13 protein-coding genes and 1 pseudogene are annotated in these 12,318 nt (G+C 54.7%); 9 read left to right on the top strand and 5 right to left on the bottom strand.

The genetic code is table 11. The features are described from left to right. Positions 1-277: 277 nt before the first annotated feature. The 7 genes and pseudogenes from ycgZ (at position 278) to JK231_RS25745 (ending at position 3,550) form a co-directional block, all read left to right on the top strand. Positions 278-529, top strand: coding sequence for a regulatory protein YcgZ (gene ycgZ, locus JK231_RS10640; RefSeq protein ID WP_160833710.1), 252 nt, complete (start codon positions 278-280; stop codon positions 527-529). A 143-nt stretch (positions 530-672) separates the two neighbouring features. Continuing rightward, positions 673-945: a hypothetical protein gene (locus tag JK231_RS10635; protein WP_097118180.1), complete on the top strand. Its 273-nt coding sequence runs from the start codon at positions 673-675 to the stop codon at positions 943-945. 98 nt (positions 946-1,043) lie between these two features. Continuing rightward, positions 1,044-1,298, top strand: a complete 255-nt coding sequence (locus tag JK231_RS10630; RefSeq protein ID WP_160833711.1) for a biofilm development regulator YmgB/AriR family protein — start codon at positions 1,044-1,046, stop codon at positions 1,296-1,298. A 539-nt stretch (positions 1,299-1,837) separates the two neighbouring features. Further along, positions 1,838-2,287, top strand: coding sequence for a translesion error-prone DNA polymerase V autoproteolytic subunit (gene umuD, locus JK231_RS10625; RefSeq protein ID WP_211728501.1), 450 nt, complete (start codon positions 1,838-1,840; stop codon positions 2,285-2,287). A gap of 117 nt (positions 2,288-2,404) precedes the next feature. Next, positions 2,405-2,683: a transposase gene (locus tag JK231_RS25755; protein WP_349291517.1), complete on the top strand. Its 279-nt coding sequence runs from the start codon at positions 2,405-2,407 to the stop codon at positions 2,681-2,683. Beyond that, positions 2,680-3,280, top strand: a pseudogene (locus JK231_RS25750) (IS3 family transposase); the annotation flags it as partial. The gene JK231_RS25755 and the pseudogene JK231_RS25750, both read left to right, overlap by 4 nt. A gap of 12 nt (positions 3,281-3,292) precedes the next feature. Then, positions 3,293-3,550 carry an IS3 family transposase gene (locus JK231_RS25745; protein ID WP_349291519.1) on the top strand — a complete coding sequence of 86 codons (258 nt, stop codon included), beginning with the start codon at positions 3,293-3,295 and terminating at the stop codon, positions 3,548-3,550. A gap of 295 nt (positions 3,551-3,845) precedes the next feature. Here the strand turns inward: JK231_RS25745 and JK231_RS10615 are convergent, their stop codons facing one another. After that, positions 3,846-4,550, bottom strand: a complete 705-nt coding sequence (locus tag JK231_RS10615) for an MgtC/SapB family protein (protein ID WP_211728622.1) — start codon at positions 4,548-4,550, stop codon at positions 3,846-3,848. 400 nt (positions 4,551-4,950) lie between these two features. Between JK231_RS10615 and ddlA the strand changes: the two genes are divergently transcribed. Then, the gene (ddlA, locus tag JK231_RS10610) at positions 4,951-6,045 is read left to right on the top strand and encodes a D-alanine--D-alanine ligase (RefSeq protein ID WP_160833713.1); all 1,095 of its coding nucleotides are present in this window, start codon (positions 4,951-4,953) and stop codon (positions 6,043-6,045) included. Between the two features lie 223 nt (positions 6,046-6,268). Here ddlA and JK231_RS10605 read toward each other — a convergent pair whose 3' ends face one another. From JK231_RS10605 to JK231_RS10590, 4 genes are all read right to left on the bottom strand, one after another. Then, the gene (locus JK231_RS10605) at positions 6,269-7,693 is read right to left on the bottom strand and encodes a GGDEF domain-containing protein (protein ID WP_211728500.1); all 1,425 of its coding nucleotides are present in this window, start codon (positions 7,691-7,693) and stop codon (positions 6,269-6,271) included. 294 nt (positions 7,694-7,987) lie between these two features. Then, positions 7,988-9,463: a SulP family inorganic anion transporter gene (locus JK231_RS10600; protein WP_211728499.1), complete on the bottom strand. Its 1,476-nt coding sequence runs from the start codon at positions 9,461-9,463 to the stop codon at positions 7,988-7,990. Next, positions 9,460-10,098 carry a carbonic anhydrase gene (locus JK231_RS10595; protein WP_211728621.1) on the bottom strand — a complete coding sequence of 213 codons (639 nt, stop codon included), beginning with the start codon at positions 10,096-10,098 and terminating at the stop codon, positions 9,460-9,462. The genes JK231_RS10600 and JK231_RS10595 overlap by 4 nt, the downstream gene beginning before the upstream one ends. A 580-nt stretch (positions 10,099-10,678) precedes the next feature. Next, entirely contained in the window at positions 10,679-11,488 is an 810-nt protein-coding gene (locus JK231_RS10590) for a 5'-nucleotidase, lipoprotein e(P4) family (protein ID WP_211728498.1), read from the bottom strand. Between the two features lie 109 nt (positions 11,489-11,597). Between JK231_RS10590 and JK231_RS10585 the strand changes: the two genes are divergently transcribed. After that, positions 11,598-12,308 (top strand): polyphenol oxidase family protein, encoded by a 711-nt coding sequence (locus tag JK231_RS10585; RefSeq protein ID WP_097119547.1) that lies wholly within the window; start codon positions 11,598-11,600, stop codon positions 12,306-12,308. Positions 12,309-12,318 lie beyond the last annotated feature (10 nt).

Raw genomic sequence — 12,318 nt, 5'->3', positions numbered from 1 at the left:
ACCGGCTCCGGCCGTGACACGACGATGAAAGACCAGCCTCGTATCGGGCGCGCTCTGCGCGTGCCGGCCGGAGAAACTGTCAGGGACGACACCTCCGCACCACTTCAGCTACGCATCCCGTCCTATACCCCTCTGTTTTATAAGCATAAGCATTTTTTGCAAAAAAAAAGCATCACATCCTGCAACATATATCTGTACAGCTTTTATTTTTTTGTATAACTTTCCGCGCATCAGCACCCGAACACATTTTAACCGTCCCTTTTACGAGAGAATAATCATGCGCCAGAACAGCCTTAAACCTGAAACTGCAGGAGACATTGCCCGTTACTTTACCGAAGCAAAGCTTCCCTCGCAGCAGGAAACGCTGGGGCAGATTGTGGTTGAAATTCTTCGCAGCGGCGCCGCCCTGAACCGGCCGGCCATCTGCGCGAAACTGGTTCGCCGGCTGGAGCTGGCGGGCGGAGCGGAAGAAGAGCAGCACTACCGTACGCTAATCGGCCTGCTTTTTGGCCGCGAGCAGGCGGTCTGAAGCCCATCTGCTGCAGTGACCGCAGGTTTCATTTCATTGTGGATATCAAATCCGGTGCGGCCTGACCGGATTGAACATCAGCCAGCCGCGTAAGCGGCGGCCGGTACAGGAAGGTGCCCCTCTACTGACACCCGGAAAGCGGTATGTACAGAAATAAAAGCGAAAAAATAATGGATATTGCTATTGGTGAGGCTGTGGCCGGATTGCTCAGCGAGAACGCGCCGGTGTCCGGTACAACGCTGGCGGTCAGGCTGATGGAGATGGCGGCCGGCGAGACCCGCCCGGAAAGGGCTGAAGCACTCCGGATGGCGCTGGATGAAGTTATTGCCGCATTGCCGGCGACGCGCCTGCTGCTGAATCCCGAACTGCTGTTCCTGACCGAAGACAGGCCGCCTCCGGGCACCCGTCAGCACTGAATACCAGCATTCTCCGTCAGGCCGCGGAGGCAGGATGGAGCCTGCAGAAACGGGTCGTCACTGGCGACCTCAACCTTGTTTATCCCGGACGATGGGTTATGCAACAGAACACAACAGAACAAGACATCCTGCGGGCGCTCAGTGAACGTGGCGACCAGCTGGCCCCTGAAACAGAAGTTATCTGCGCCGTACTCGAAGGCCTCAGAGCCCGGGGTGGACGCGTGCTGCGAAAAGACATCATCCTAGCCCTTATAGCGGAGCTGGAGATTACTTCAGACGTAGTCAGGCTTGACGTCCTGCGCGGTGCGCTTGAGATCGTGGTGGGCTATCCGCACGACATTGATGATGAATAGTTAACCCTGCCGCATTTAACGCCCGAAACGCCTCAACCGTCTGACAACAGCCTGCTCTGCAGGCTTTTTTTCGTCTGGTGCCAGAGTGCTCAGGCGAACGTGAGCAGAATGAACGGGGTGAATGCGAAGCGCACTGCTTCGTACCAGGCCGGGCCCGAACGATCCCCCTTCATCACCGAGGCTTAAATCAGTGGATTCAGCCGCTGTGGGAGGCTGGCGATGAACTTAAACCGGCAGTGCGGCAGAATGAAGCCCGGCGGCGGAACGCCGGGCTGTCTGTGTACAGTCAGGAGGCGCCTCCCCGCGGCACCTGACCCGATATCATCATAAGCCCTGTGAAGGAATCCTGCCTGAAATAAAATTTTTGCTGCCGCCTCAGCCAGATAAACGCTATTCCCTGACAGCGCGTCAGGCTTTCTCTTGCCAGATAAATGCCGCTCAATAACACTGTACATAAACACAGTATTAAGAGGAGGATTTATGCGTTATTTACATACAGCACACACCCTTAACCCCGCAAAGTCTGCTAGGAGTTTCCAGTGAAACCGGCAGTGTACAGCTCTGGCCTGACGCTGCTCTGGCTCCCCGTTTTCACACCGCGCGTGCGCGTGCCACTCTATGCCGAGCCGTGTGCGGCAGGGTTCCCCTCCCCCGCCGCAGATTATGTCGAAAAAGAGCTGGACCTGAACGAGCTCTGCATCCGCCGGCGCGCCTCCACGTTCTTCGTGCGCGCCAGCGGCAGCAGCATGGAGGGCCTTGGGCTTTATGACGGCGACGTCATGGTGGTTGACCGGGCCGAGGAGGCGTCGCACGGTGACATTGTTATCGCTGAGGTGGAAGGTGAATTTACGGTTAAACGCCTGCAGCTTCAGCCCCGGCTCGCGCTGCTACCGATGAATCCGGCCTACCAGGTGATTTATCCGGAAGAGTTGCAGCTGCTCGGCGTGGTCACCTGGTGGTTCAACAGCACGCGTGCGCGTCGGAGGTAACGATGCCAATGTTTGGCCTGGCAGACGTGAACTCGTTTTACGCCAGCTGTGAGGTGAATCGCCACGGATTTAACAGACACCTCAGAGTCATTTAAGATGACTTAAAGAGAGGTGCCCATGAGCGGTAAGCGTTATCCTGAAGAGTTTAAAATTGAAGCAGTCAAACAGGTTGTTGATCGTGGTCATTCTGTTTCCAGTGTTGCAACACGTCTCGATATCACCACCCACAGCCTTTACGCCTGGATAAAGAAGTATGCTCCTGATTCTTCCACTCATTACGCACAGTCAGATGCTCAGGACGAGATCCGCCGTCTTCAGAAAGAGCTGAAGCGGGTGACCGACGAACGGGATATATTAAAAAAAGCCGCGGCGTACTTCGCAAAGCTGTCCGATTGAGGTACGCCTTTATCCGCGACAACAGCCGTTGCTGGCCTGTTCGTTTGCTGTGTCGGGTTCTGGATGTCCATCCGAGTGGATTTTATTTCTGGCTTCAGCAGCCACATTCACAACGTTACCAGGCAGACCAGATGCTGGCCGGGCAGATCAAACAGTTCTGGCTTGAATCTGGCTGCGTCTATGGTTATCGCAAGATCCATCTCGATCTGCGTGATAACGGGCAGCAGTGCGGAGTGAACCGAGTCTGGCGGCTGATGAAGCGTGCCGGAATAAAAGCTCAGGTTGGGTACCGTAGCCCACGGGCACGTAAAGGCGAAGCCAGCATCGTGGTACCCAATAGGCTTCAGCGACAGTTCAATCCGGACTCACCGGATGAGCGTTGGGTGACGGACATAACATACATCCGAACCCACGAAGGCTGGCTGTATCTGGCCGTGGTGGTTGACCTGTTTTCCCGAAAAGTTATCGGCTGGTCAATGCAACCCCGCATGACAAGAGATTGTCCTGAACGCGTTACTTATGGCGGTGTGGAGGCGTAATCCTCAAAAACAGGTATTGGTTCATTCTGATCAGGGCAGTCAGTACACGAGCCATGAGTGGCAGTCGTTCCTGAAATCACACGGTCTGGAAGGCAGCATGAGTCGTCGCGGTAACTGCCACGACAACGCGGTTGCGGAAAGCTTTTTCCAGCTACTGAAACGCGAACGGATTAAGAAAAAGATCTACGGAACGAGAGACGAAGCCAGAAGCGATATTTTTGATTACATCGAAATGTTTTATAACAGTAAACGTCGGCATGGTTCGAGCGAGCAGATGCCACCGGCTGAATATGAAAACCTATATTATCAACGGCTCAGAAGTGTCTAGATTATCTGTGGCGATTCAGAGAGCACTTCTATGGTTACTTCAGTCACTTATCTACCTCATTCCCCTCGCAGCTGTTGTAGCAGGGATCTACATTTTTGTCCGCTTTATGCCAAATTACGCAGCCTTCCTTAGCATATCCTTGGTGATCGTTGTTTCCTTCATCTACATCAAATACAACAGATGGTATTGAATGTTTCCAACACCATCTGTCAGCACTCGCTTTTAACATCCAACCCAAATCATTAATGATAGCGCCACTCAACTTGATAAGGCCTGAAAGTCGTAACCTAATCCATCACTCCCCTTCCAACCCGCAAACCTGCCACCGCACCGAACTCACGCCCTTCTCCAGACTAATCCTTCCCACCAAACTCTCCAGCTGATCCGACATGCTCGGTTTGCCCAGCACTTCCGCATTCACTTCCATACGATGCGGCGGGTTCATATCCTCGCTGTGCAATGATTGCAGGCGTAATCCGCTGCCGCCAAGGCTGTGCAGCATCAGGCTGCGCACCTGCACTTCATCTTGCGCCAGACAGATGATCTGCACTTTGTAGTGCTGCACCACTTCTTCCGCAGGCACCAGGCTCTGGCGATTAATCCCCTGCGCCAAATCGCGCAGCAGAATATTGGCGCAAAGAATCACCATGCAGCCAATCGCCGCTTCCAGCAGCAATCCCATGCTGCACAAAACGCCCACGGCGGCAGTGCACCACAGCGTTGCGGCGGTATTCAGGCCGCGCACGTTAAGGCCGTCGCGCATGATCACCCCACCGCCGAGAAAGCCGATGCCAGAGACCACATAGGCCGCTACGCGTGAGGCATCGGTGGCGATGCCGGGTACGCTTTGCGTCATCAAAACAAATAAACAGGCGCCAGTGCTGACCAGCGCATTAGTGCGCAAACCGGTCATACGTTGGCGAAGCTGGCGCTCGCTGCCAATCAGCGCGCCCAGAACCAGCGCGACAGTGACGCGCAGTAAAAAGATTTTCCAATCCATCATAAACCTCACTCCGCTGCTTCAGGCAGGCGGAACTTCAGGGGGTAATAAATGGATTACAGCCGGTGCCGCTACCGCTAAAACTCAGCAGCATCACGCAAAAAAACAGGGGGAGATTCTGGAAGGAAATCCACCGTCTTAACGCACGGTTAAGACAGCGTTGAGGGCTATCTTACCGCAGGGACCTTTTGTAATCGTTCGGGACAGGTGTCCAATGCAGTTATCCTCTTGGGTAAAAATTCGCCGGGATTCTAAACCTCGTATCCTGTTATGGCTACTCCAAATAGCGCTTTCGTTTAGGTTGGGTTAAAGACTTCGCTATCGGAATCCCCAACCTGTTGATGCCTTTTATCACCGTGCTATCTTACCCACTCGCTATACCGCAATCGGATCAAGACCAATGGCAAAACAACGTGTAGGAATCGTGTTTGGTGGCAAATCGGCCGAGCATGAAGTGTCGTTACAATCAGCGAAAAACATCCTCGAAGCCATCGATAAGAGCAAATACGAGGTGGTGCTGCTGGGCATCGATAAACAGGGTGAATGGCATCTGAATGATGCTTCCGGTTTCCTGCTCAATGCCGATAATCCGGCGTTGATTGCCCTGAATCGCTCCGGCGAAAACGTCGCGCTGGTGCCAGGCAGTGCTTCACAGCAGTTGATCACTCGTCAGCAGGCACAGCCGTTGTCACAGCTGGATGTGATCTTCCCGATCGTGCACGGCACCCTGGGTGAAGATGGATCGCTGCAGGGCTTGTTGCGCATGGCGAACCTGCCGTTTGTCGGATCGGATGTGCTGGGCTCAGCGGTGAGCATGGACAAAGATTTCACCAAGCGTTTGCTGCGCGATGCAGGCTTAAAAGTCGCGCCGTGGATCAGCGTGACGCAGGCACAGCGTGCGCGTTTGGATGCGCAAGCCGTGATCGATCAGTTCGGATTACCGCTGTTTATCAAGCCCGCCAATCAGGGATCGTCTGTCGGTGTCAGCAAAGTGGATCATATTGACGATCTGGCGGCGGCGCTGGATCTGGCCTTTACCTTTGATCGCAAAGTGCTGATCGAGCAAGGCATCAAAGGCCGCGAGATTGAGTGTGCGGTGCTGGGCAACGATGAACCCGAAGCCAGCCCGTGTGGCGAAGTGGTGGTGCATGATGCCTTCTACTCGTACGACACCAAATACATCAGCGCCGACGGTGCACAAGTAGTGGTGCCCGCCGCCATCAGCGAGCAAGCCAGCGAAGCAATTCGGGCCGTGGCGATTCGCGCGTTCCAGGCGCTGGAGTGCTTTGGTATGGCACGCGTTGATGTGTTCCTGACCGAGAGCGGCGAGATCGTGGTGAACGAGGTGAATACTCTGCCGGGCTTTACCAATATCAGCATGTATCCGAAGTTGTGGCAGGCGGCAGGATTAAGCTACAGCGATTTGATTACGCGCTTGATTGAGCTGGCGCAGCAACGCCATCAGCAGAGCAGCAAGCTAAAAAGCAGCGTTTAATCTTCACGTTCCGGGTGCCCATGAATGCGCACCCTACAACGGTTAAACAGGTTTGTCATTGATGGCGATCGAAACAAATTAGCGTCAGGCAGTTGAGAGGTTGTCATCAATGGCGACCGAAAAAACCAGCACCAAGCCATCGTAAGGTCGCCATTCACGGCGACCAAAACAACCCAGCATCAAGCCATCCTATGGTCGCCACTCATGGCGACCATCACGCACTTCACGCCACGTCATTCACCATGCTGCGCGGCTCCATCGCTGGAGAAGTTTGGTTACGGCCATTGCGTTTCGAGAGGTAGAGATTTTTATCCGCTGCCGACACCAGACGGTTAATCACGCCCGGCCATTCCCGCTCACTCTGCGCACTGCCGCGCGCCAGGCCTAAACTGGCGGTGACCGTCACCGTGTTGCCCTGAATCCAGAACTTCTCTTTGACCATCGCCTGACGAATCGCTTCGGCCAGCTGGTAAAGTTGCAGATGGCTGTAGTCGAACACCACCACCACAAACTCTTCGCCACCAAAGCGACACACCATGCCGCGATTGCCCACCACGCGTTGCATGCGGCGCGCAATCTCTTCCAGCACGCCATCACCGGCATCGTGGCCAAAGTTGTCGTTAATCGCTTTGAAATAGTCGACATCCAGCATCACCACGCCCGCTTCGCGCTGTAAGGAGAACGGCTCCTGCTTCAGGCTTTCATACAGGCCGGAACGCGACAGCAGCTGAGTGAGGAAATCGAAATTCGCCCGCAACGCCAGGCGATGATTGAGCTGGCGGATCGCATCCATACTCACTGCCACCAGCAGCGGGCTGAGTGCCACCGTTGCCACACCCAGTCGCGCCGAGGTGAGATGGCTGATAGGCAGCAGTGCGTCATCGCCCTGAATATTCATTACGCCGTGGGAAACGAGAACGATCTCAGTGATGCCGGTAATCAGGATCACCAGGCTTGTAACAGGAATCGGTAACACGATGGCGCACCAGATCAGCGCCGGCACCGGGAAGGTTAAGCTACCTGCCCCGCCAATCATCGCCCCCATGGTCAGTGACAGCACCACTGCCGCCAGCGGTAACAGCTTGCCCGGATGCAATAAGGTGCGCGGTGAGACGTTGCGCAAGGAGCGCGCCAGCATCACCGGCAACAGCATCAGGGAAGTCGAGAATTGCTCGCTAAACCAGTCGCCCCACGCCACCGCAAAGCGCGCGTTGAAATCGATATCCTGCGCCCACGCGCCCCAGGTGGCACAGGCGGCGGCACCGAGGAAACAGGCCGGGAAGATGCGCATGGCGTTGAACACCTGGCTGTTGGCCGAAGGCGGCTGCAGGTGCTTGATCAACATGCTGACCGAAACGAGGATAAACAGGATATTGGCGAAATTCACGGTCACCGCAGGCAGCGCCCAGCCGGAGAACACTGTGTCGTTAAATATCATCGCGGCAAAGCACACCAGATAGCTGGACGTGGTATGCAGGAAAGGATTTCGCACCATTAAACCGGCAATCAGCGCGTTCACCGGCCAAAACAGGGAGAACTCCTCCGGAATGCGCAGATGACTGCCAATAAAGCAGAAGAAAAGCGTAATCAGGAACAGCGAGAGTGCATTCTTTTTTAAATTATTCTCAGCAAACAGCTTAACGCGCATACGTCTGAACCCTGTAACCTGGAAATCGCTGCCTCTTGCCCACGGGCATCAGCAAGCATTTAACCTGAAATAACTGTGCGATGATTCGGCAATTAAGCGAGTGTTCGTCATCCTACTCTGCGACTGGGCGGCACTCAATGCGCCGGATCGGCGAGATGCGAGCGCGCGAGCAGGGTTGAAACCCGAGAAACAAGGATGAGAGCTGCTGCAATTATGCCCTGCAAATAAAAAAATCGGATATCCGAGATATCCGATTTTTACGCGAAAAACCAGTTTTTCAGCAAAGCGTTATTGCTAATTAACCGCAACGGGCCACTGACTCAGACGAATACCACGATCGCGCGCGTTTTCGCCGAAATCCTGTAGTACCGCTTTGACGTCCGGATCCAGGTACTCGGCGTTATCGTGATCAACAATCACCGTGCTGTTTTCCGGGATCTCCGCCAGCAATCCCTGCAGTTTTGGGTTGTGCATAAAGGTGAGGTTTTGTTGGAAGCGCAGCACGTAGTGATCGTCATAGCGGGTAAGCTGCAGCGCGTTGCGGTGGCTTTTGTAGATGCTATAGAGAATCTGCGTGGCGATACCGATACCAATCCCGGCCAGCATGCCGAATACAATAATGCCGCCGATGGTGGCGAGGAACGGCACGTACTGCTGAGCGCCCATGCGGAACTGTTCAACGAACAGGCGCGGCGTTGCCAGCTTATAGCCGGTATACAGCAAGACAGCGGCAAGGCTGGCTAAAGGGATGGCGTTGAGCAGATCGCTGAACCACAAGCCGCAGATCAGCAATAGCGCGCCGTGGATCAAAATCGACAGTTTAGTCTGCGCCCCGACACTGACGTTCACCGAACTGCGCACAATCACCGCCGTAATCGGCATCGCACCAAGGAAACCAGCAGTCAGGTTGCCGATGCCCTGTGCGAACATCTCTTTATTTGGCGAAGGTGCCGGATGCTGCGGACGCAGTTTTTTCAGCGCCTCCTGACTCAGCAGCGTTTCCAGGCTTGCCACCAGCGCCAGCGTCACGGCAACCACCCAGACTGAAGGATTTTGCCACGCCAGCCAGTCCGGGGTTTCCAGTTCCGCCGCCAGCGCTGACAGGCTATCAAAGGCTGGCAACGCAATACGCGGTAGCCCTTCCGCCAGGCTCGGGAACAGGCGATCGCCAAATACCGTCGCCATGCAGCCGAACAACACGGCCACCAGTGGGCCCGGAATCCAACCAAGCAGCTTGACCGATTTCACTATCGGCGTGGTCCACAGACAGAGAATCAGCAGACCGATGCCCGCCACCAGCATCGCGCTTAGCGAAAACTGAAATTCGCCATTCACCAGCGACACCAGCTCAGCATCACCTGCGGCACCGAAGGCCACCGGGATCTGCTGCATAATCAGCAAAATACCGATCGCCGCCAGCATCCCTTTGATCACACTGCCCGGCACCAGCGAAATGAAGCGACCGGCTCGCAGCAAACCAAGCAGGCACTGCAACACGCCCGCCAGAATCAGCGCGGTGAGGAAAGCGGAGAAGCTGCCAAGCGTCTGGATCGAGGCCACCACAATAGTCACCAAACCTGCCGCCGGGCCGCTGACGGCAAAACGCGAGGGACTCAGTGAAGTGACCAGCAGGCCGCCGATCACCCCGGTGAGCAATCCGGCAAACGGCGGTAAACCGCTGGCCTGCGCGATGCCAAGGCACAGCGGCAGCGCCACCAAAAACACCACCAGACCGGCGGGAATATCCTGACGCAGCGTGTTCAGATTCATGGCACCGATTCCTCTGCAGATTGCTGAGTAAGCTCTTTCAGATGACCCGACTGCAGGTCATACACACAGCCAAACACTTCCAGCGATTGCCCGGCTTGCCAGGCCTGTCGCACTGGCTCACACGCCACTAACTGAGCAAACTGGGCGATGACGTTGGCTTCGACTAAGCGGTTGAGCTTACTGCTCTCCTCTTCCTCAGCACTGGCGTGATGTTCCACCAATCCTTGCTGCAGACTACTGCGCAACGCGGCGATGCGTCTTGCCAGCGCCGAATCCTCTTTTGCCAGCGGGCTAGCGGGCAACCCCAGCGCAGCCTGCACGCCGCCGCAGCCGTAATGGCCGCACAGGACAATGCGCTCCACGCCGAGGTAGAAAATCGCGTATTGCAGCACGCTCATCAGGTTATCGTCATCGGGCGCCACCATATTGGCGATATTGCGATGCACAAACAGTTCGCCGGGATGCGAGCCAGTCAGCACTTCGGCAGGTACACGGCTATCGGAACAGCCGATCCACAGCGAATGCGGTTTTTGTTGATGCAGATATTGTTCGAAATAATCTGGATTACGCTCACGGCGCTGTAATGCCCAACTGCGATTTTTCGCTAATAAGGGTTTAAGTGTCGTCACAATTATCTTCTCTCTACGTGCAGAAATATCGTTTTCAGGCTAAGTCACAGGGTTTTAAACGCCGCTAAGACGATCGATGGAGGATGAAAGCCGAGCTTCCTCACATAAATTGTTTATAGCTGCTAATGCTTGTGGTTGCACAATCAATATTTCCGCACACGACAAAATCGTACTCCCTGTAAAATAAACGTCAGGAAGTGTCGATTAAAAGTAATTTAATGCAAGCCGAGAGAATTGATTAAAAAAAAATATTTGTTATGTTAATCATGCATTTAATTTGATAATTAAATTATACATCTGGAATGAATCGACAAAAATATACACGCAGTCTTATCATGCCTTTGCACTAGTATGGTGAATTGAATGATTTGAGTTGAGAAAAATCTTAATTATAAAATTTATGATTGGAGTCATTCACTGGGTAAAAAGCAAAATGGCGATATTTTCCGCCAATCACTTACCTGTAATTAAGCAAGAGATCAGGAAAATAATAAGGAGAATAATAATGACGATGAAAAGTAAATATCACTGGCCCTGAATTAAAATCACCGCGCCTGCCGCAACAGGCGCTAATTCGCTTGACGAATTATTTACCGTTCCACACTTTCATACGCGCTTCACGTACCTGCAGCTGCTGTTCCGGCGTCAGTTTGTTGTAGTTCTCCGCCATGCCGCTTTCCCAATCGCCGTACAGCGGATTAGGCAGCACGATAAATTGCGTACCAAAGTGCTGATGATTGAGGTTAACGAACTGCTGACGCTGTGCATTACCCTGATGCCAGGTCGCGCCGCCAAAGTCATTCAGGTTATCGCCGACGTACAGCACCACGTTGTAGCCCGCGTTTTTAATCGCATCGAAGCGCGCCTGTTTATTGGAGTTTCCGGTGCTGAGACGCACGGTTTTGTCACTCACGCCGCTGAAGCCCAGCTTGTTGAGGTTGTCCACCGTCGCGGCGTAATCCTTCTGGTCGCGGTTCGAGACGTAGAACAGGGTGCCGCCGTGGCTGTTGACGTAGTTCGCGAACTCCACCGCGCCCGGCACGGCGGTGGCCTGACGCGCCTGAGTCCAGGCTGACCAGGTTTTGCCAGAGAACGGCTGGCCGTTTTTCGCCTGCCATGCGCTATAGGCACTGTTATCGATCATGGTTTCATCGAGATCGACGATCACCGCTTTCGGCTTGCCCGCCAGCGATGGCGCAGCATCAAACGCCATACGCGCAGTGTTAAATGCCTGCCAGCTTAATGCCTGATACTCACCGGACTGCTGGAACCAGTTCACTGCCAATACCGATTGCTGGCCGAGCTGCTGCTGTGCCTGCTGTTTGGCCGGTTGCGCGCACCCGGTCAGCAGCAGCGCAAGAATGCCGGACGCTGCCAGCAAAGAGGTGTTTTTCATCAGATCATCCTTAAGTGATTATGGTCAGTTTGTGTAAAGCTTTAAAAATGTAGCAGTTAACGTAAGCTGTGGGCAGAAGAAAGCTGCCGCCCTGTCAAAGGAGACACTTATGTCACATGCCGGACCGCGTTCAACGCTGCTTGATGCCCTGCCGTGGCTCGACTATGCCTTTCAGCCTGCGGGCCAACCGGTGCCCACGGACGCCGCCTATGGCCAGCAGCGCCACAGCGCCCAGGTGGTGCTGGCAACCCAAAACCTGCCGCCGAAAAGCTGCGAGTCCGATGGCGTGATTGGGGAAAACCAGCTGCCGGTGGCGGTGTATACCGCTGACTGTTTGCCGGTACTGTTCGCTGATAGCGCGCAGCATCAGGTGGCGGCAGTGCACGCCGGATTAAAAGGCACGCTGAGTGGAGTGCTGAACAGTGCCATTGACGGCTTGCTTAATCTTGGCGCCCGCACTGAAACGCTGCATGTCGCCATCGGACCGGCGATTGGTCCGTGCTGTTATGAGCTGGGCAAAGATTTGGTGACGCAGATGCAGCAACGTGCAGATTTACCTGCGCTGCAGTGGGCAAGCGAGCAACCACGCAATAGCGCGGCGATCCGTCCGCAGGCGCGGGCGCATCATCAGGGCGTGTGGTTTGATTTGCCGCATCTGGCGCGAGGGTTGCTGTTACAGCGTGGCATTCCTGCCGAGCAGATCGAGGTGTTAAACGTCTGCACTTATTGCATGGCGGAGTCGGGATCGAGCTATCGCTACAACACCCATTTTGACAGCGGCTATCAATCGCGATTTTCGTGGATTCGTCGTCGCGACTGAGTGGCTGCAC

Source organism: Pantoea sp. JGM49, from assembly GCF_018257655.1.
GTDB classification, from domain to species: Bacteria; Pseudomonadota; Gammaproteobacteria; order Enterobacterales; family Enterobacteriaceae; genus Pantoea; species Pantoea communis.
The sequence above is the reverse complement of the archived record's forward strand: the minus strand, read 5'-3'. Positions and strand labels throughout refer to the sequence as shown.

Excerpts from the sequence above, each read along its gene's own strand:
- JK231_RS10615 (WP_211728622.1), bottom strand. The coding sequence starts at position 4,550 with ATGGATTGGAAAATCTTTTTACTGCGCGTCACTGTCGCGCTGGTTCTG.
- JK231_RS10590 (WP_211728498.1), bottom strand. The coding sequence starts at position 11,488 with ATGAAAAACACCTCTTTGCTGGCAGCGTCCGGCATTCTTGCGCTGCTG.
- JK231_RS10600 (WP_211728499.1), bottom strand. The coding sequence starts at position 9,463 with ATGAATCTGAACACGCTGCGTCAGGATATTCCCGCCGGTCTGGTGGTG.
- JK231_RS10635 (WP_097118180.1), top strand. The coding sequence starts at position 673 with ATGTACAGAAATAAAAGCGAAAAAATAATGGATATTGCTATTGGTGAG.
- JK231_RS10605 (WP_211728500.1), bottom strand. The coding sequence starts at position 7,693 with ATGCGCGTTAAGCTGTTTGCTGAGAATAATTTAAAAAAGAATGCACTC.
- ddlA (WP_160833713.1), top strand. The coding sequence starts at position 4,951 with ATGGCAAAACAACGTGTAGGAATCGTGTTTGGTGGCAAATCGGCCGAG.
- ycgZ (WP_160833710.1), top strand. The coding sequence starts at position 278 with ATGCGCCAGAACAGCCTTAAACCTGAAACTGCAGGAGACATTGCCCGT.
- JK231_RS25755 (WP_349291517.1), top strand. The coding sequence starts at position 2,405 with ATGAGCGGTAAGCGTTATCCTGAAGAGTTTAAAATTGAAGCAGTCAAA.
- JK231_RS10630 (WP_160833711.1), top strand. The coding sequence starts at position 1,044 with ATGCAACAGAACACAACAGAACAAGACATCCTGCGGGCGCTCAGTGAA.
- JK231_RS10585 (WP_097119547.1), top strand. The coding sequence starts at position 11,598 with ATGTCACATGCCGGACCGCGTTCAACGCTGCTTGATGCCCTGCCGTGG.